Below are 18,770 nucleotides of genomic sequence, written 5' to 3'. Positions count from 1 at the left end.
GGCAGCTATGCTAGTAATTCGGATATGGTGCTAATTGGCTCCAACGACCCGCCCGCCGAGGCGGGTTTTTCTTTTCCGCTCTTTTCGACGAAGCATCGCGTGTGCTGCCGATCATCGATATCGGCGGGAAGCGCCCGGTGCTGACCCGCCGGACTTCGGCTCTGCAGCGTTGCAACGTCTTGCCGCCACACTGCGGAATCCCGGGGTCGGCGCTCCGTTTCGTGAGCTATGAAAGCTGCTTGATTTAGGTGCAGCGCAACATCTCTGCTTGGAGAATGGTCAGCATTCGTGTCAGGGTTCAGCGAACTCCTTTTGAAACGCCGACTTCAGGGGCACCATGGCAATTCTGGCAGCCGTCTATCACCTGACCCACTACAAATACGACCGGCCGGTCGTCTTGGGCCCGCAAGTCATAAGGTTGCAGCCTGCGCCGCATTCCCGCACCAAGGTGCTCAGCCATTCGCTGAAGGTCGGGCCGGCAAATCACTTCGTCAATCTGCAGCAGGACCCCTACGGCAATTTCCTGGCCCGCTTCGTCTTTCCCGAGCCGGTGACGGAACTGAAGATCGAGGTCGATCTCGTTGCCGACATGACGGTCTACAATCCGTTCGATTTCTTCGTCGAACCGTTGGCCGAGACGTTTCCATTCGAATACCCCGAAGAGATCCGGGACGATCTGACCATCTACCGAACGCCGGAACCGGCGGGGCCGCTGTTGGAGGCATTCCTGAAAACCATCGCGCGCCACCCGACCAACACCGTCAATTTTGTCGTCGACCTCAATGCGCGGCTGCAGCGCGAGATCGCGTATATCGTGCGCATGGAAACCGGCGTCTTCTCGCCCGAGGAAACGCTGGCCGCCGGCAAGGGGTCGTGCCGGGATTCGAGCTGGCTCCTGGTGCAGATACTGAGGAACCTCGGCATCGCTGCGCGCTTCGTCTCCGGCTATCTGATCCAGCTGAAGCCCGACCTCGTCGCTCTTGACGGGCCGCCCGGCACGGCGACCGATTTCACTGACCTCCATGCCTGGTGCGAGGTGTATCTGCCGGGCGCCGGCTGGATCGGCTTCGACCCGACCTCCGGCCTGCTCACCGGCGAAAGCCATGTGCCGCTCGCGGCAACGCCGCATTTCCGCAATGCCGCGCCGATTTCCGGCATGGCGAGCTTCGCCAATGTCGAGTTCGGTTTCGACATGCGGGTCGACCGCATCGCCGAGCATCCGCGCATCACCAAGCCGTTCTCCGACGAGAGCTGGCAGGCGCTCGACGCGCTGGGCGTCGAGGTCGATGCAGCACTCCAGGCCGGCGACGTGCGGCTGACCATGGGCGGCGAGCCGACCTTTGTCTCGATCGACGATTTCGAGGCGGCCGAGTGGAACACGGCAGCCGTCGGGCCGACCAAGCGGGAAAAGGCCGATGCCCTGATCCGCCGGTTGCGCGAGCGCTTCGCGCCGGGCGGCTTCCTGCATTACGGACAGGGCAAATGGTATCCCGGCGAAAGCCTGCCGCGCTGGACCTTCTCGCTCTACTGGCGCACCGACGGCGAGCCGGTGTGGAGCGACCCGTCGCTGATCGCACATGAAAAGAGCGAGGCGGATGTCGGACCGAAGCAGGCCGAAAGCCTGCTGACGGCGATTGCCGACGAACTCGGCATCGAGAAGACGATGGTCAGCGAAGCCTATGAGGATCCCGCCGAATGGCTGCTCAAGGAAGGCAAGCTGCCGGACAACGTCGATCCTTCCAATTCGAAGCTGGAGGACCCCGAGGAGCGCAGCCGCATGGCGCGGGTGTTCGAACGCGGGCTGACCAAGCCGTCGGGCTATGTGCTGCCTGTCCAGCGCTGGAACAGCCAGGCGTCCGGACCGCGCTGGCGCTCAGAGAAGTGGAAGACGCGGCGCGGCCGGCTGTTCCTGGTGCCCGGCGATTCGCCGGTCGGCTACCGCCTGCCGCTTGGTACGCTGCCGTATGTGCCGCCGGCACAGTTTCCCTACATCGTGCCCGTCGATCCATCGCTGCCGCGCGGATCGTTGCCGGCGCGTGAGGCGATCTTGCCCGGTTCTGTTTCTTCGCCGGCTGCGGCCGAACTGGAAGGCGCCGACGAAATGGCGCGACGCCAGCAGGCCGTTTCCTTCACGGCCGCCACCGGCCAGCAGGACCGTGTCGAACAGGAGATCACCGAGATCGGCGGCGCCGTGCGCACGGCGCTTTCGGTCGAGCCGCGCGACGGACGGCTTTGCGTTTTCATGCCGCCGGTTGAAGCGCTGGAGGACTATCTCGAACTGGTCGCGGCGGCGGAGAACGCTGCCAAGGCGATCGGACTGCCTGTGCATATCGAGGGCTACGGCCCGCCGCACGATCCGCGCCTCAACGTCATCCGTGTCGCACCCGATCCCGGCGTCATCGAGGTCAACATCCACCCCGCCGCGAATTGGCAGGATTGCGTGGCGACGACCACGGCGATCTACGAAGAGGCGCGGCAGACGCGGCTTGGCGCCGACAAGTTCATGATCGACGGCCGCCACACCGGCACCGGCGGCGGCAACCATGTCGTCGTCGGCGGCGCAACGCCCAATGACAGTCCGTTCCTGCGCCGCCCCGACCTGTTGAAGAGCCTGGTGCTGCAATGGCAGCGGCATCCGTCGCTGTCCTACCTTTTCTCCGGCCTGTTCATCGGCCCCACCAGCCAGGCGCCGCGCTTCGATGAGGCGCGCCACGATACGCTCTACGAACTCGAAATCGCGATGGCGCAGGTGCCGCATCCGGACAAGGGCGCGGCACCCCTGCCGTGGCTGGTCGACCGGCTGTTCCGCAACCTTCTGACCGACGTGACCGGCAATACGCATAGATCGGAAATCTGCATCGACAAGTTGTTTTCGCCGGACGGGCCGACCGGCCGGCTCGGGCTGGTCGAATTCCGCGGCTTCGAGATGCCGCCCAACGCGCGCATGAGCCTGGCGCAGCAATTGCTGGTGCGCGCCATCATCGCCCGGGCCTGGAAGAACCCGCTCGACGGCCGCTTCGTGCGCTGGGGCACTTCGCTGCACGACCGTTTCATGCTGCCGCATTATGTCTGGGCGGATTTTCTCGATGTGCTGGACGACCTCAAGCTGAACGGCTTTGCATTCCGTCCGGAATGGTTCGATGCCCAGCTCGAATTCCGCTTCCCGTTCTGCGGCGAGGTCCAGCATGCCGGCGTCAAGCTGGAGCTCAGGCAGGCGCTCGAGCCGTGGCACGTGATGGGCGAGCAAGGCGCGATCGGCGGCACCGTGCGCTTTGTCGATTCCTCCGTCGAAAGGCTGCAGGTGAAGACCGAGGGGCTCAACCCGGAGCGTCACGCCGTCGTCTGCAACGGCCGCGTCGTGCCGATGAAGGTGACTGACAACCGCGAGATCGCGGTGGCCGGCGTGCGCTTCAAGGCCTGGCAGCCGGCGTCCGGCCTGCATCCGGCGCTGCCGGTCAACACCCCGCTGGTCTTCGACATCTATGACCGCTGGTCGGGCCGCGCAATCGGCGGCTGCGTCTACCATGTCGCACATCCCGGCGGGCGCAGCTATGACACCTTCCCGGTCAATGGCAACGAAGCGGAGGCGCGGCGGCTCGCTCGCTTCGAGCCGCGTGGCCATACGCCGTCCAGCTATGTGCTGCGCAACGAAGAAGCCTCTGAAGATTTCCCGATGACCCTTGACCTTCGGCGGCCGCAAAGACTCTGATCAGCCATGGCGAAGGGGAATCACAAAAGGCTGCGCAGCAAGCCGCAGACCCACAGTCTGCTGGAGCACTATCAGCCGATCGACGGCGTCGTCGACGAGATGGTCGATGCGTCGGGCAATCCGCGGCCGGCCTGGCGGCACTTCATCGAGGCGCTGGAGGACCTGGGGCCGGAAAAGCTTGCCCAGCGCTTCGCCCGCGCCGACCAGTACCTGCGCGACGCCGGCGTCTACTACCGCGTCTACGACAAGGCCGGCGCCAACGAGCGCGAATGGCCGCTGGCGCATGTGCCGCTGCTGATCGAGGAGCAGGAATGGGCTGGTATCAGCGCCGGCCTGGTCCAGCGCGCCGATCTGTTCGAGGAGACCATCGCCGACATTTACGGTCCGAACCGGCTGGTCGAGAAAGGCATTCTGCCGGCCGGATTGATCGCGGCCAGCCCCGAATATTTGCGGCCGGTCGTCGGCACCAGGCCGGCCAGCGGCCATTTCCTGCATTTCTGCGCCTTCGAGCTCGGTCGTGGCCCGGACGGCCGCTGGTGGGTGCTTGGCGACCGCACACAGGCGCCGTCGGGCGCCGGCTTTGCGCTGGAAAACCGCGTCGCCACCACAAGGGCGCTGTCCGACATCTACGGCGAAATGCATGTGCACCGCCTGGCCGGCTTCTTCCGTCGCTTCCGCGACGCGCTGATCGGCATGGCCAGGCAAGCCGGCGGCCGTGTCGCCATCCTGACGCCGGGACCGCTAAACGAAACCTATTACGAACATGCCTATATCGCCCGCTATCTCGGCATCATGCTGCTCGAGGGCGAGGACCTGACCGTCTCCGGCGGCAGGCTGATGGTGCGCACGGTTTCGGGGCTGATGCCGGTGAGCGTCTTGTGGCGGCGGCTCGACGCCGCCTTCGCCGATCCGCTTGAATTGCGGCCGGACTCGCAGATCGGCACGCCGGGGCTGGTCGAGGCGGTTCGGCAAGGGGCGGTTTCGGCCGTCAATGCACTGGGCTCCGGCCTGATGGAGACGCGCGCGCTGCTCGCCTTCCTGCCCAAGATTTCGCGCGCCCTGCGCAACGAGGAACTGCTGCTGCCGACGGTCGCGACATGGTGGTGCGGGCAGGAGACGGAGCGTGAACATGTGCTCGCCAATATCGATAGCATGGTGATCGGCCCGGCGCTGTCGACGCGGCTTGCCTTCGAGGACGACGGCTCGACCAAGCTCGGGTCAGCGCTGTCGGTCGAGGAACGGGCCGAACTGGTCGCCAGGATCGAACGGGACGGCGGCGACTTCGTCGGCCAGGAAGCGGTGACGCTGTCGACCACGCCTGTCTATGTCGGCGGCTGGCTGGAGCCGCGGCCGGCAAGCCTGCGCGTCTATCTGGCGCGGACGCCGGAAGGCTGGACGGTGATGCCGGGCGGTTTTGCCCGTGTCGGCTTTTCGCTCGACCCGACGGCCATTGCCATGCAGCGCGGCGGCCAGGCGGCGGATGTCTGGGTGGTCAGCGACAGGCCGGTCGAGCGCGAGACGCTGCTGCCGCAGGAGCACGACAGCTTCACCCGAACCCTGCCGGGCAGCCTGCCCAGCCGCGCGGCTGAGAACCTGACATGGCTCGGCCGCTATATCGAGCGGTCGGAAGACACGGTGCGCATCCTGCGCGCCTACCATGTGCGGCTGGCCGAGACATCCGATCCCGAGATGCCGCTGCTCGCCGATATCAGCGACTATCTCGCGCCGTTCGGCATCGACGTCGAGACGGCAATCCCATTGGGGCTCATCGGCACGCTGGACAGCGCCGTTTACAGCGCCGGGCAGATCCGCGACCGCTTCTCGCCCGATGGCTGGCTGGCATTGAAGGATCTATCGAAGACCATCCACCAATTTGCCGCGACAGTGGCGCCGGGCGACGACGCGACAAGGGCAATGACGGTCATCCTGCGCAAGCTGGCCGGGTTTTCCGGCCTGCTGCACGAGAATATGTACCGCTTTGCCGGCTGGCGTTTCCTGGAAATCGGCCGCAGGCTCGAACGCGGCATCCAGATCGCCCGCACGCTCGCCCGGCTGACCAGAGCCCAGGCGCCGGAAGGTGCGCTCGACATGATGCTGGAGATCGGCGACAGCGTCATGACCCACCGTCGGCAATATCCGGTGCAAGCGGGACGGCGCACGGTGGTCGACCTTCTGGCGCTCGATCCGCTCAACCCGCGCTCAATCCTTTTCCAGCTCGAACGGCTGAAGGCCGAAATCGCGCTGCTGCCCGCTGTCGGCGCTGAAGGCCATATGTCGCCGGCGGCCAAGGAAATCCTGCAGCTCAACACGTCGATCGCCATCAAGGAGCCCTCGGACATGACGGCCAACGCCCTCGGCGATCTCGCCAATGAAATCGGCGGGCTCTACAACAGCCTCGCCAAAGCCTATTTCGGGTAGAGACAGCATGCTCTACGACATCAGGCTTCACCTGCGTTACGACTATGATGCGGCGGCCGGCGGTGGCCGCCATCAGGTGCGCGTGCTGCCGCCGACCATCCCTGGCGTGCAACGCGTCATCGCCGCTTCACTGTCTTTTGTGCCGGCGCCCAGCGAACGTTCCGACTTTTCCGACTTTTTCGGCAACAGTGTCACCTCGATCGCCTTTCGTGACGCGCATGATGCGCTCGACATCAGGATGAGCGCGCGTGTGTCGGTATCGCGGCCCGAACCCGGGCTCGACGTATCGCCGGACATACGCCGGCTGAGGGAAGAACTCGGCGCAGTGCACTCGCTGGCGCCGGCTTCGCCGCATCACTTTCTGGCCGCCAGCGATCATGCCGGCATCGACGCGGCAATCACTGCCTATGCGAAAGGCAGTGCCGGCAGTTCGACAGTCGGCACGGCCATGGCTCTGTGCAACCGCATTCACCGCGATTTCACCTATGACGGCGAGGCGACCACCGTGCAGACGCGGGCCAGCGACGCCTTCGGCCTGAAGCGCGGCGTCTGCCAGGATTTTTCCCACATCATGATCGCCGGCCTGCGCGGCCTCGGTATTCCCGCGGGCTATGTCAGCGGGTTCCTGCGCACCATCCCGCCGCGCGGGAAGCCGCGGCTCGAAGGTGCCGACGCCATGCACGCCTGGGTCAAGGTGTGGTGCGGGCGCGATGCCGGCTGGCAGGAATTCGATCCGACCAATGGCATGCGGGCAAGCAACGACCATATCACGGTCGGCTACGGCCGCGATTACTCCGATGTGGCGCCGATCGTCGGCGTGCTGAAAACCACCGGCGGGCAGGTCGGGGAGCAAGCGGTCGACGTCATTCCGGTCGTGCTCGAAAAGGCGTGACGACGCACGTCTTCGTTGCACGGCGACGTCGATAGGCTGTTCTGGAACCAAGAGATCAAGAGGCGTTGGAACCCGCAGCCGGCAAGCGGCTTATCTACGGAAATTCCGTGGAGAGGACATGCTGGACAAATCCGGGTCGTCGTCTGGCCAATCGGCTGTGAGGAAAGCTGCACCAAAAAACGGGGTGCCGCAGAACGGAGCGCTGGAGAACGGCGCGCAAGCCTCGGCCGTTCGGGCCTCGCTCAACTATGTCACCGACACTGAACCCGGTATTCGCCGGCTGCGTTCGGGCAAGGGGTTCTCGTACAAAGGACCCGACGGGCGGACTGTCGACGGGGAGGCGCTGGCACGCATCAAGGCGCTCGCCATTCCACCGGCCTGGACCGATGTGTGGATCTCGCCGGATGCCGACGGTCACATCCAGGCGACCGGTCGGGACCAGCGCGGCCGCAAACAATACCGCTATCACCCGCACTGGGCGGAGGAGCGTGACGGCGTCAAATATTCGAGCCTGATCGCCTTCGCCGAAAGCCTGCCCGAACTGCGGCGGCAGATCGACGTCGATTTGCGCCGTCACGGCCTGCCGCTGGAACGCGTCGTGGCGGCTATCGTCTGGCTGCTCGACAACACGATGATCCGTGTCGGCAATGCCGCCTATGCCCGCGACAACAAGAGTTTTGGGCTGACCACGCTGCGCGACCGCCATGTCGACATCAAGGGCTCGAGCCTGCGTTTTGCCTTCATCGGTAAATCCGGCAAGGAATGGAGATTGAAGCTTGTCGATCGCCGGATTGCCAAGGTCGTGCGTGGAGCGCAGGACCTGCCGGGCCAAAAACTGTTCCAGTATCTCGACGAGGACGGAAACAGGCATCCGGTGCGCTCAGACGACGTCAACCGCTATATCAGGGAGAACGCCGGAGCGGAGTTCAGCTCCAAGCACTTCAGAACCTGGGGTGGCACCATCCATGCGGCGTCGCTGTTTGCGCAAACCGAACGTCCGGAAAGCCAGGCGCAGCAAAAGCGGGTGATGAACAATATCATCGACAAGGTTGCCGAGCGGCTCGGCAATACGCGCGCGGTTTGTCGCCAATGCTACATCCATCCGGAAGTGTTCCGCGCCTGGCCCGAAGGACGGCTGCTGGACGAAATGGCGGATGCCAACCAAGGCAAGCGCTCGATCGCCGGGCTCGACGACGAGGAGGCCTTGGTCTTGAGATGGCTGAAGGCGAGGGAATGACGCCGGGACCGGAGCGTATTTTTTTGTCGACGCCATGTCGGCATCGGCCCTAGTGTTTCGTCCTTTGAAAGAGAAAAGGACGACCCATGCTCTACGCGATCCTCTGCTATGCCTCCGAAGACGTCGTCTGCTCCTGGAGCAAGGAGCAGGACGACGCCGTCATGGAAAAACTTCTGGGTGTGCAGGAAAAATATGCCCAGGCGGGCCGGCTTGGCCCGGTGGCGCGGCTCTTGCCGACGACCGCGGCGACGACGCTGAGGAAGGTCAAGGGCGAATCGATCGTCATCGACGGCCCGTTTGCCGAAACCAAGGAACAGTTCCTCGGCTTTTACACGCTCGAATGCGCCGACCTCGATGAGGCCGTCGACTTCGCGCGCGAGCTTTCCGAGGTCAACCCGAGCGGCGGCTCCTACGAAATCCGGCCGGTCTCGCTGTTCAATCCCGCCAAGGTTTCCGCATGACCGAACTCGCCTGGATCAGCACGGCAATCAGCACCGCTCGCCCGCAGGCGATGGGGGCATTGCTGCGCTACTTCCGCGACCTCGACGCGGCGGAGGAAGCATTCCAGGACGCCTGCCTGAGGGCACTGAACAACTGGCCGAAAAACGGTCCGCCGCGCGATCCGGCAGCCTGGCTGATCTTCGTCGGCCGCAACAGCGGCATCGATGCGGTGCGCAAGCGCGCCAAGCAGGCGCCGCTGCCGGAGGAGGACCAGATCTCCGATCTAGAGGATGCCGAGAGCGACGTCGCCGAGCGGCTGGACGGGGCGCATTACCGCGACGATATTTTGCGGCTGCTGTTTATCTGCTGCCATCCCGACCTGCCGGCCACACAGCAGATCGCGGTGGCGTTGCGCATCGTCTCCGGCCTGACGGTCAAGCAGATCGCCCGCGCCTTCCTCGTCGGTGAAAGCGCAATGGAGCAGCGTATCACGCGCGCCAAGGCGCGTATCGCCGACGCCGGGGTGCCGTTCGAGACGCCGGGAGCGGTCGAGCGCTCCGAACGGCTCGCCGCCGTCGCCGCCATGGTCTACCTGATCTTCAACGAAGGCTATTCCAGCAACAGCGGCGAGGCTTCGGCGCGTGCGCCGCTTTGCGAAGAGGCGATCCGGCTGGCCCGGCTGCTGCTCAGGCTGTTCCAGACCGAGCCGGAGATCATGGGGCTGACGGCGCTATTGCTGCTGCAGCATGCACGCTCGCCGGCTCGCTTCGACGAGAACGGCGAGATCGTGCTGCTCGAAGACCAGGACCGCAGCCTGTGGAGCCGCAAGATGATCGATGAAGGCCTGGCGCTGGTCGATAAGGCGTTGCGCCATCGCAAGCCCGGTCCCTACCAGGTGCAAGCGGCGATCGCCGCACTGCATGCGCGGGCGGAAAAGCCCGAGGACACGGACTGGAACGAGATCGACCTGCTCTACGGCCTGCTCGAGCAGATGCAGCCGTCGCCGGTGGTGACGCTCAACCGCGCCGTCGCGGTCTCCAAGGTGCGTGGACCGGAAGCCGCACTCGCCATGATCGAGCCGCTGGAGGGAAGGCTTTCCGGCTATTTCCATTTCTTCGGCCTCAAGGGCGGACTGCTGATGCAGCTTGGCCGCGGCGAGGAGGCGCGCGTCGCTTTCGACCGCGCCATCGCGCTTGCCAACACGGCCGCCGAGGCAGCGCATATCCGCATGCATATCGACCGGCTGATGAAAGAAAGCGCCGTGCGGGAAACCGCCAAGACGGCACACTGATTCGCTCTATCTGGCTGGTTCAACAGTCGGACGCCGGCTTGGACCATGCCGGGGTGGCGATTTCTCCCTGAAACGCGTAATGCCACGCCATGACAGCGCCTGGTGTGCCGACCGGCAGGGAGCGGGTATGGCGCAAGGCTCGGACCGACGCCATATGAGCGACGGAATCTGAAAGGGATGAAAATGACGATTGCGAAGGAAACGGCCGGGCTTCTGGCGAAACTGGGCGTTGCCGAGCGCGCGCTTACGGGCGGCGATCTTATCGTGCGCAGCCCGGTGACCGGCGAGCAGATCGCCGCGCTGAAGACCATCTCGCCGGCCGATGCGGCAACGACCATCGACAATGCCCACAGAGCTTTCCTGGCGTGGCGGCAGGTGCCAGCTCCCAAGCGTGGCGAACTGGTGCGGCTGCTCGGCGAGGAATTGCGCACACACAAGGCCGAGCTTGGCCGGTTGGTATCGATCGAAGTCGGCAAGATCCCATCCGAAGGTCTTGGCGAAGTGCAGGAGATGATCGACATCTGCGATTTCGCCGTCGGTCTTTCCCGGCAATTGTACGGCCTGACCATCGCCACCGAGCGTCCCGGCCATCGCATGATGGAGACCTGGCATCCGCTCGGTGTCGTAGGCGTCATCTCGGCCTTCAACTTTCCGGTCGCGGTGTGGTCGTGGAACGCAGCACTTGCGCTGGTCTGCGGCGACGCGGTGGTGTGGAAGCCGTCGGAGAAGACACCGCTGACGGCGCTCGCCTGCGAAGCGATTTTTGCACGCGCGGTGAAACGTTTCGGTGCTGACGCGCCGCAGGGACTGGCGCCCGTGCTGATCGGCGATCGCGCCGTCGGCGAGATCCTGGTCGATCATCCCAGGGTGCCGCTGGTCTCGGCCACCGGCTCGACGCGCATGGGCAGGGATGTCGGCCCACGGCTGGCGAAGCGCTTTGCCCGTGCCGTGCTGGAGCTCGGCGGCAACAATGCCGGCATCGTCTGCCCGACGGCCGATCTGGACATGGCGCTCCGCGCAATCGCCTTCGGCGCCATGGGCACGGCCGGCCAGCGCTGCACGACGCTCAGGCGCCTGTTCGTGCATGAGAGCGTCTATGACCAGCTCGTTCCGCGCCTGAAGAAGGCTTATGAGAGCGTCTCGGTCGGCAATCCGCTGGAGACAAGTGCTCTGGTTGGCCCGCTGATCGACAAGGCTGCCTACGAGAATATGCAGAAGGCGCTGGAGGAGGCGGCTTCGCATGGCGGTAAGATAACCGGCGGAATGCGGGTCGAGAACGGTCACCCCGACGCCTACTATGTGCGTCCGGCGCTGGTCGAAATGCCGCGGCAGGTTTCGCCGGTGACGGAGGAAACCTTCGCGCCCATCCTCTATGTGATGAAATATTCGGACTTCGACACCGTGCTAGAAGAACACAATGCGGTGGGAGCGGGGCTGTCATCCTCGATCTTTACCCGCGACCTGCAGGAATCCGAGCGCTTTCTTAGCGTCGACGGATCGGACTGCGGTATCGCCAACGTCAATATAGGCACGTCAGGGGCCGAGATCGGCGGTGCCTTCGGTGGCGAGAAGGAAACCGGCGGCGGCCGCGAGAGCGGCTCCGATGCCTGGAAGGCCTATATGCGGCGCGCCACCAATACGGTGAATTATTCCAAGGCGCTGCCGCTTGCGCAGGGCGTGTCGTTCGACATCGATTGAAATGCCAGATCTCCGTCGCGGCGGCGCCAAGGCTGCCACGACGGCGGTCGGCTCGCGGTTCAGCTGGCTTGCGAAGTTACAACACAGTTGTCGAAGGCTGCATCGATGATGGCGAGCTTGATGGCCTGGGCGGTCATGTATTCCTGATAGAACTCGCTCGACACCCACATGACCGAGTGACCGCGCTGGCCCAGCCAGCCGATGCTGCCGAGTTCTTCGGCATCGCGCAATTTGCGTGACAGGTGGGTGCGGGAAAGCTTGAGCCAGTTCGCGAAATCTCCAATTGAGACGACACCGGTCGGGATTCGGTCCAGGTCGGCATGATCGGGGTCGACGCCGGACATCAGCCAATCCATGACGATGCCGCCATTGTCGAGCCAGGTGAACAAGGAAAAGGTCTGTCTCGGCTCCCGCACGGCATGCGACGAAAGCAGGCCGTCGGCCACCAGCGGCTGCAGTTTGGCGAGCATGTCCGGTTGTGCGACGAATGCAGCCAGTCGAAATCCGCTGTCCAGGCTGTCCAGGCTGTCCAGCGTTCTGAGATGAGCCATGACCCAGCCGGCAACCGTCTCCAGAGTGCCCGCGGTCGGCTCAAAGGGGCGGATGCGCCCACATTTGATCGGCAGATGCCGGATGAAGCCGTAATGCAGCATCTCCTTCAGGAAGGCGTCGGCGGTGTTGCGGCTGGCCACCGAATGCCGGCAGATGTCGTCCATGAACCGTGCGGACGTAAGTCCCTTGCGATGATCGTCCGGCTCTCGATTGAAATACAAGGCAAGACCGATATGGGCCATCAGCCAACGTTGTTGGGTGGCGAATACGGAGGCCAGCCGCGGGTTCGCTTCATAGGTCTGGAGAAGCGTCCGCGACTGAGCCTGGACATGGCGACGCAGCGCCGGATGGCGGGCAATGTCTTCAGAAACCAGCGCCATCCCCGCCGAGCCCAACCAAATTTGCAACTGGAAATACGATCACAATTTCAGCCTTCGCGGGTCGTGTCCAGAGCCGGCGCATCAGGATACGAGCCGAATCCCGCCGGCTGGTAGCTGAATTCCGCCACTTGATCGCCGAGGCTGATCTCGCGAGGCGCTGATCTCCCTGCAGAAGGCTAGCCCGCTCGAACCCGCCAATGATGGCCTCGCCCCGTCCAGCCCGTGCTCCCGCCGATGGCGACGCGGAACCAACACAAGCTTTGCTCGTTGAAGAACGCTGATTTGGACTGAGACTGTGAGGAACTACAAAATGGAGAATGGCCTTTTCGCCACGCCGCCTGCACCGTTACGGAAAACAGAGTCGGTTTGGCTACGGGCGCTCAAATGGCTGTTGCGCCGGGTGCGCAGCGCCTCCGACAGCTCCGGAACCATGTTGAAGCCAATCCTTTCCGGACCTGAGGATGATAGCGGGCCTACTCCGCCTCGACGCGCTTGAGGCTGATTGCACTGCGATCCTGACGCCAAAATAACCGGTCGCATGTCTTTTCATCACTGCCGCGACGGCGACAGCCATGACCGCTTCGAAGGCCTGCGACGGCGATGTGTTCGCCTGATGCAGCGGCGGGAGCGGCAGTGCCGCGTAACGGCGGGAACCATCGGGCGTGCTTGGCTATTAGATACAGGCGGCTGCTGGTCTGCCGGGCCAGGAGCCATAGCTATGATCATTAATCCCCCACCGGAAAGCGCCATCCCGGCATCCGTTCCGTCGGTCGATCCAAAAGCCGCCCCGACGCCTCGCAATGCCGAAGCGGAGGTCTTTTATATCGAGGCGATCCGCGAGCTTGTCACGACCGGCATCCCCTTTCTCGTCGCCGGCACCTATGCCGTAAGCGCCTATACCGGGATCACCCGCCTGACCAAGGATCTCGATATTTTCTGCAAGGCCGGCGACTGCCCGCGCATCCTCGCCCATTTCAAGCGGATCGGTTACGCCGTCGTGGTCGAGGACGACCGGTGGCTCGGCAAAGTGTTCAAGGGCACGCATTTTTTCGACGTCATTTTCGCCTCGATGAACGGCACAATGCCCGTCGACGACCTGTGGCTGGAGCACGCCCGTCAGGGCGAATTGCTGGGCAGCCAGGTGCGGATCATCGGCCCAACCGAGCTTATCTGGTCCAAAAGCTTCATCCAGGACCGCCGCCGCCACGATGGCGCCGACGTCGCGCACACCATCCTCAAGGCGCACGACCAGATCGATTGGCAAAGGCTGCTTTCCTACATGGAAGTCCATTGGGAAGTCTTGCTGATGCATCTCTTGAACTTCCGATGGATCTATCCGACGGAGCGAGACCGTGTGCCGGCGTGGCTGCTCGACGAATTGCTCGACCGGCTGGCCAAACAGCGCGAACTGCCGCCTTCCCGGATGCGGATCTGCCGCGGGCGCATGCTTTCACGAACCGACTATGAGATCGACGTCAAGGAATGGGGCTTTGCCGACGTCGGCGGTGAAGGAGAATATAGCGATGGCTGACGAACTCAAACCTGCTTCGGCAAAGGCGGAAAACGGCGGCACACTCAAGATCGCCGCCATTGGCGATCTGCATGTCGGCAAGGAGGACCAGGCGTCGTACCGCGATCTTTTCGGCGAGATGTCGCGCGAAGCCCAGGTTCTCGTGCTGACCGGCGACCTTACCAATCTCGGCAAGCCTCGGGAGGCCGAAATCCTTGCCGAGGAACTGCGTGCCTGCACGATCCCGGTCGTCGCCGTACTTGGCAACCACGACTATGAGTCAGGCGCCGTCGAGCAGGTCACCGACATTCTGCGCCAGGCGGGCGTTCATCTGCTCGATGGCGAGGCGACGGAGATTCACGAGGTCGGGTTCGTCGGGGTCAAGGGTTTCGTTGGCGGTTTTGGATCGCGCATGCTCGGCTCCTTCGGCGAACCGGCCATCAAGTCGATGGTGGCGGAAAGCGTGAACGAAGCGATGCGGCTTGAAAACGCGATGCGGCAGGTCCGCGCCAAACGCACGCTTGTCGTTCTGCACTACGCGCCTGTCGTCGAGACGGTCGAAGGCGAGCCGCTGGAGATCTTCCCATTTCTCGGTTCGTCACGCCTGGCCGAAACAATAGACCGGTTCCAGGTCAGTGCGGTGGTGCATGGTCATGCGCATCGCGGCGCCTACGAGGGCCGTACGCCGGGCGGGGCGTCGGTCTATAACGTTGCCATGCATGTCGCCAAGCCGACGGGCCGCCCCTACGCCATGCTCGAAATCTGACAGGCAGCGCCACTGGCGCAAGCAATCGCCCGTGCACGCTGCAGAACGATCATGGCACTTGCCGGGTAACAGCCATCCGCTTCGGTGGAATGTCGTTTTCATCCGGGTTGGGAACGGGATCTTCGTCGGGGAGCCTGTCGGGGTCCGGCTCACGCACGGGCTTGGGATCGGGGATGGGAGGCGGTGGCACCGGGGTCGGTGTTGGCTCGGGTGTGGGAATAGTGGCCATCGTAATCATCTCCTCTTGGCGCAGAACAACGCAACGGGTCGGCTGGTTCCCGGCTTGCCCGTTTTTGGAACTACACCGTCGCGCCTGCGGGTCAGCCCATCTCCGGATTCGGCTGGCTGCCGCCTGACTTGCTTGACCGCAGCAGCAGCGCCAGCGGAACGAGCAGGGCGGTTGCCACCGCGCAGTAGCGGAAGACATCGACATAGGCGAGCAGCGTGGCCTGGCGAGCGATCAACTGACCAAGCCAGGCGATCGCCTGCTGCTTCGCCTCGACCATTGGCGAACCCTGGGCGACGAAATGCTCGGTCGCCTGCCGAAGCGCCTGCTGATAGGCGGGCGACGACTGCACGGTGTGGCCGACCAGATTCGATTGATGGATCTGGGAGCTTTGCGCAATGACGGTGTTGGACAGCGAGACGCCGATGCTGCCGCCGATATTGCGTGCAACGTTGATCAGCGCAGATGCCTGGTTGGTCTTCTGCGGGGGCAGGCCGACATAGGCCGCGGTCGAGATGGGAATGAACAGGAACGGCAGCCCGACCATCAGGAAAACACGGGCAAAGGCAAAGAAGCGGAAGCTGGCGTCCGGAGTAAGCGAGGTCATATGCCAAAGGGCCACTGCGACCACCGACATGCCCATCATGATCAGATATTTGGGCTGCACGATGCTGCCTACAAATCCGGACACCGGCATCAAGATCAACATGGCGATGCCGCCCGGCATCATCGAAAGGCCCGAGAGCGTCGCGGTGTAGGCAAATGTCGTCTGCTGCAGCTGAGGCACGATCTGGGTGGTGCTGAACAGGATAGCACCGACCGCCATCATGACCAGGAACGCCGTGCCGAACTGGCGCGTGAATAATAGGCGCATGTCGACGACCGGATCGCTGCGACTGAGTTCCCATGGGATAAGCAGCAGGAACGCGATCGCGGAAATCACTGCGAAAGTGGTGATGAAATCCGAGGCGAACCAATCGTAGCGCTGGCCCCGGTCGAGAAAAATCTCCAGGCACCCCAATGCCGTCGCTACCAGGACGAACCCGATCCCGTCGATCTTCAGGCCGCCTTTCAGCCGTTCCTTGCGTTCGCGTTCGAGTACGTCCGGTTCGACCAACAGCCATTGCACCAGGGCCAGCGACAGGATGCCGAACGGCACGTTGATGAAGAAGATCCAGTGCCAGGAGAAATGGTCGGTCAGCCAGCCGCCGATCGTCGGCCCGACCGTCGGTGCCACGATGACGGCAATGCCGTAAAGCGCGAAGGCCTGCGAGCGCTTTTCTGGCGGAAAGGTATCGGCAAGGATCGATTGCTCGCTTGGCGCCATGCCGCCGCCGCCGAGTCCCTGAAGGACCCTGAACAGGATGAGCAGTTCCAGGTTGGGCGCCAGTCCGCACAGCAGCGACGCGACGGTAAAGGTCGCAACGCAGAGCATGTAGTAGCGCTTGCGGCCGATGACGCTTGCCAGCCAGCCGCTGACCGGGATGATCACCGAGTTGGCAACGAGATAGGTGGTAATCACCCAGGTGCTTTCGTCCATTCCGGCCGCCAGGCTGCCGGCGATGTTGCGCAGGGCGACATTGGCGATCGAGGTGTCGAGCACCAGCATGAAAGTGGCGATGGAGACGACGACGGCGATAAGCCAGGGATTGTGCGTCCCGGCGGCGGATCGGCTTTCACCCTGATTTCTGGCGGTTTCGCCGCTCATCGCACCTTGACCGTCGGCACCACCGACAGGCCTGGCCCGAGAAGCACATCCGGCGGCTTGTCGAAGACGATCTTGACCGGCACGCGCTGCACCACCTTGACGTAATTGCCGGTGGCATTTTCGGCCGGCAGGAGGCTGAAGGCGGTGCCGCTGCCGGCCTGAATACTGTCGACGCGACCATGGAAGGACTTGTCCGGGTAGGCGTCGATGTCGATGTCGACCGGCTGTCCCTGCCGCATCAGATCGAGCTGCGTCTCCTTGAAATTGGCCTTCACCCAGACCTCGTCGGGAACGAACATCATCAATACCTGGCCAGGTTGGGCGTAGGTGCCGTTAGCCGCAGAAATGCTCGTTGCCCGCCCGGCTGCGGGTGCTGTGATAGTCGTGCGTGACAGCGTCGTGCGGGCTTGCTCCTGGCTGGCCTTGGCCTGCTCGAGCTGCGCCTCGGCACTCCTGGCCTGTGCCTGCAAGACCGAAACCTGGCTTTTTGCCGAGGCGACATTGGCCTCGGCGCTGTCCAGCGCAGCCTGGTCCTGACGCAACGTCGATGCCGCCTGCTGCGCCTGCTGCTGCGTTGCCGTGCCCCTGGCCAGGAGTTCGCGATTGCGTTGATCCTCGGCCTTGGCGAAATCCAGCGCTGCCTTGGCCTGTGCAACCTGCCTCTGGGCAGCGTTTACCTTTGCTTTTTGAGCCTCGATCTGCGCGGCGACATTGACGATTTCGGCCTCGGCCGCGGCGACGCCGGCGTCGGCCTGCTTCAGGTTTGCCTGATAGTCGCTGTCGTCGATACGCAGGAGGACATCGCCCGCCTGTACGTGCTGATTGTCGGTAACCGCCAGCTCGGTAATGCGGCCGGCTATTTGCGCACCGATCGTCACTATGCGCGCATCTATGAAGGCGTCGTCGGTCGATTCGTACTGGCGAGCGTTCAGCCACCAGATCGCGATGCCTGCCACGACGAGCAACAGCGCAAGCGCGATGGCTGCGGCCGCATAGGGATGGCGCCTGAGAAAGCCGAGCAGACCGGCCTTTCGTTGCGAGGCATTCCCGTCGGGTTTTTCCTGCCGGGGCTCTGCCGATCGCTCACGAGATTCTCGAACCGGGGCCGGTTGCTCCCGGGTTTCATTTACAGGCTCGACGTCTTGCTCGACGCGTTGAGGCTTCGTGTCCAACGGAATTGCTTTCAAGATTGATATTGCAGCCGCCGAAGCGGACGCAAAGCCAAACGGCAAGCTTCCGCAAAAGTTCCTGTCCGGAAACGGGTTCGGTTAACGGGTCGACATCGAACACAGGCGGGGGCGCGTCGGAATTCGAGCGCCGCTTCACCGGGCAGGTGATCCGTACGCCTCATGTTGCGGCGGTCCGGCCTTGTCAGCGCTCCATGGCGCGATAATTGCTCATATAGGCGTGGGCGAATTCACCTGTCGACAGGAGCCGACCATGAAACATCAAACACTCGACCAACTGCAGGCCGTCGCGGAAGTTGAGTCCTTCGCGGCGTATCCGGCGATGACTCGAACCCAGCGGATTGAACGTTGGGCGGAACTTCTCGAACAAAACCCGACGCGATGCCTTGGGGCGCTTCCAGGCACCGAATATATGAACAGGGAAGCGCGCGACAGATCGCGTGGCGCTGGGACGCCGCTCACTGTCGCCTTCGAGGATCCGGTTCTGCGTGCCATGGGCCTCAGCGATGATACCTATGGTGAGGCAAAGCGCTTCTTCGAACTGAGCGACCGGCAGTTGCACCAAATCGTCTGCCATTGCCATGTCGGCGCTACGATGCAAGCGAGATGGGCCGCTGCCAGGGTGCGCGGGATAGTTCGCGGCAACAGATTTGTTGCCTGGATGAAGGGCTTGATCGTGCATTGAGGCGGTACGAGGAACGGCGGAACACGCGTTCTTTCCGCGCCGTGGAGAGCGCTTCCGAACTTGGAAGGGC

Annotated in this window: 13 protein-coding genes; 10 read left to right on the top strand and 3 right to left on the bottom strand. The window is 63.6% G+C overall.

All coding sequences use genetic code 11. The features are described 5' to 3' along the window. Positions 1 to 337 precede the first annotated feature (337 nt). From NKJ81_RS00825 to amaB, 7 genes are all read left to right on the top strand, one after another. Positions 338 to 3,709, top strand: coding sequence for a transglutaminase family protein (locus tag NKJ81_RS00825; protein ID WP_352539324.1), 3,372 nt, complete (start codon positions 338 to 340; stop codon positions 3,707 to 3,709). Positions 3,710 to 3,715: 6 nt separating this feature from the next. After that, on the top strand, positions 3,716 to 6,127 hold the full coding sequence (locus tag NKJ81_RS00820; RefSeq protein WP_352539323.1) for a circularly permuted type 2 ATP-grasp protein: 2,412 nt from the start codon (positions 3,716 to 3,718) through the stop codon (positions 6,125 to 6,127). A 7-nt stretch (positions 6,128 to 6,134) separates the two neighbouring features. Next, a complete protein-coding gene (locus tag NKJ81_RS00815) occupies positions 6,135 to 7,019 on the top strand; it encodes a transglutaminase family protein (RefSeq protein WP_352448166.1) in 885 nt (294 codons plus the stop codon). Positions 7,020 to 7,137: 118 nt separating this feature from the next. Next, positions 7,138 to 8,256, top strand: a complete 1,119-nt coding sequence (locus tag NKJ81_RS00810; RefSeq protein ID WP_352469574.1) for a DNA topoisomerase IB — start codon at positions 7,138 to 7,140, stop codon at positions 8,254 to 8,256. Between the two features lie 86 nt (positions 8,257 to 8,342). After that, entirely contained in the window at positions 8,343 to 8,717 is a 375-nt protein-coding gene (locus NKJ81_RS00805; protein WP_254817007.1) for a YciI family protein, read from the top strand. Next, a complete protein-coding gene (locus tag NKJ81_RS00800; RefSeq protein WP_352448164.1) occupies positions 8,714 to 9,988 on the top strand; it encodes an RNA polymerase sigma factor in 1,275 nt (424 codons plus the stop codon). The genes NKJ81_RS00805 and NKJ81_RS00800 overlap by 4 nt, the downstream gene beginning before the upstream one ends. Positions 9,989 to 10,171: 183 nt before the next feature. Next, complete coding sequence (gene amaB, locus NKJ81_RS00795; protein ID WP_352501921.1) at positions 10,172 to 11,686, top strand: L-piperidine-6-carboxylate dehydrogenase; 1,515 nt, start codon at positions 10,172 to 10,174, stop codon at positions 11,684 to 11,686. 59 nt (positions 11,687 to 11,745) lie between these two features. On the opposite strand, the gene NKJ81_RS00790 is transcribed toward amaB, so the two are convergent. Next, entirely contained in the window at positions 11,746 to 12,618 is an 873-nt protein-coding gene (locus NKJ81_RS00790; RefSeq protein WP_352539484.1) for a hypothetical protein, read from the bottom strand. A gap of 718 nt (positions 12,619 to 13,336) precedes the next feature. On the opposite strand from NKJ81_RS00790, the gene NKJ81_RS00785 reads away from it, so the two are divergent. Further along, positions 13,337 to 14,149 carry a nucleotidyltransferase family protein gene (locus NKJ81_RS00785; protein WP_352539322.1) on the top strand — a complete coding sequence of 271 codons (813 nt, stop codon included), beginning with the start codon at positions 13,337 to 13,339 and terminating at the stop codon, positions 14,147 to 14,149. Beyond that, positions 14,142 to 14,894 (top strand): metallophosphoesterase family protein, encoded by a 753-nt coding sequence (locus tag NKJ81_RS00780; RefSeq protein ID WP_352469581.1) that lies wholly within the window; start codon positions 14,142 to 14,144, stop codon positions 14,892 to 14,894. Before NKJ81_RS00785 ends, NKJ81_RS00780 begins: the two co-directional genes overlap by 8 nt. 320 nt (positions 14,895 to 15,214) lie before the next feature. Here NKJ81_RS00780 and NKJ81_RS00775 read toward each other — a convergent pair whose 3' ends face one another. Together NKJ81_RS00775 and NKJ81_RS00770 are read right to left on the bottom strand one after the other, a co-directional pair. After that, positions 15,215 to 16,828, bottom strand: a complete 1,614-nt coding sequence (locus tag NKJ81_RS00775) for a DHA2 family efflux MFS transporter permease subunit (RefSeq protein ID WP_352539321.1) — start codon at positions 16,826 to 16,828, stop codon at positions 15,215 to 15,217. Further along, positions 16,825 to 18,000, bottom strand: coding sequence for an HlyD family secretion protein (locus NKJ81_RS00770; protein WP_352539320.1), 1,176 nt, complete (start codon positions 17,998 to 18,000; stop codon positions 16,825 to 16,827). Before NKJ81_RS00770 ends, NKJ81_RS00775 begins: the two co-directional genes overlap by 4 nt. A 268-nt stretch (positions 18,001 to 18,268) precedes the next feature. Between NKJ81_RS00770 and NKJ81_RS00765 the strand changes: the two genes are divergently transcribed. Continuing rightward, on the top strand, positions 18,269 to 18,700 hold the full coding sequence (locus NKJ81_RS00765; protein ID WP_023675469.1) for a hypothetical protein: 432 nt from the start codon (positions 18,269 to 18,271) through the stop codon (positions 18,698 to 18,700). Positions 18,701 to 18,770: the final 70 nt, after the last annotated feature.

This window comes from Mesorhizobium sp. M0018 (genome assembly GCF_040323955.1).
Classification (GTDB): Bacteria; Pseudomonadota; Alphaproteobacteria; order Rhizobiales; family Rhizobiaceae; genus Mesorhizobium.
Note: the sequence above shows the minus strand (reverse complement) of the source record. Positions and strands in the feature narration are given on the sequence as shown.

Excerpts from the sequence above, each read along its gene's own strand:
- NKJ81_RS00810 (WP_352469574.1), top strand. The coding sequence starts at position 7,138 with ATGCTGGACAAATCCGGGTCGTCGTCTGGCCAATCGGCTGTGAGGAAA.
- NKJ81_RS00825 (WP_352539324.1), top strand. The coding sequence starts at position 338 with ATGGCAATTCTGGCAGCCGTCTATCACCTGACCCACTACAAATACGAC.
- NKJ81_RS00785 (WP_352539322.1), top strand. The coding sequence starts at position 13,337 with ATGATCATTAATCCCCCACCGGAAAGCGCCATCCCGGCATCCGTTCCG.
- NKJ81_RS00805 (WP_254817007.1), top strand. The coding sequence starts at position 8,343 with ATGCTCTACGCGATCCTCTGCTATGCCTCCGAAGACGTCGTCTGCTCC.
- NKJ81_RS00820 (WP_352539323.1), top strand. The coding sequence starts at position 3,716 with ATGGCGAAGGGGAATCACAAAAGGCTGCGCAGCAAGCCGCAGACCCAC.
- NKJ81_RS00780 (WP_352469581.1), top strand. The coding sequence starts at position 14,142 with ATGGCTGACGAACTCAAACCTGCTTCGGCAAAGGCGGAAAACGGCGGC.
- amaB (WP_352501921.1), top strand. The coding sequence starts at position 10,172 with ATGACGATTGCGAAGGAAACGGCCGGGCTTCTGGCGAAACTGGGCGTT.
- NKJ81_RS00765 (WP_023675469.1), top strand. The coding sequence starts at position 18,269 with ATGAAACATCAAACACTCGACCAACTGCAGGCCGTCGCGGAAGTTGAG.
- NKJ81_RS00790 (WP_352539484.1), bottom strand. The coding sequence starts at position 12,618 with ATGGCGCTGGTTTCTGAAGACATTGCCCGCCATCCGGCGCTGCGTCGC.
- NKJ81_RS00775 (WP_352539321.1), bottom strand. The coding sequence starts at position 16,828 with ATGAGCGGCGAAACCGCCAGAAATCAGGGTGAAAGCCGATCCGCCGCC.
- NKJ81_RS00815 (WP_352448166.1), top strand. The coding sequence starts at position 6,135 with ATGCTCTACGACATCAGGCTTCACCTGCGTTACGACTATGATGCGGCG.
- NKJ81_RS00800 (WP_352448164.1), top strand. The coding sequence starts at position 8,714 with ATGACCGAACTCGCCTGGATCAGCACGGCAATCAGCACCGCTCGCCCG.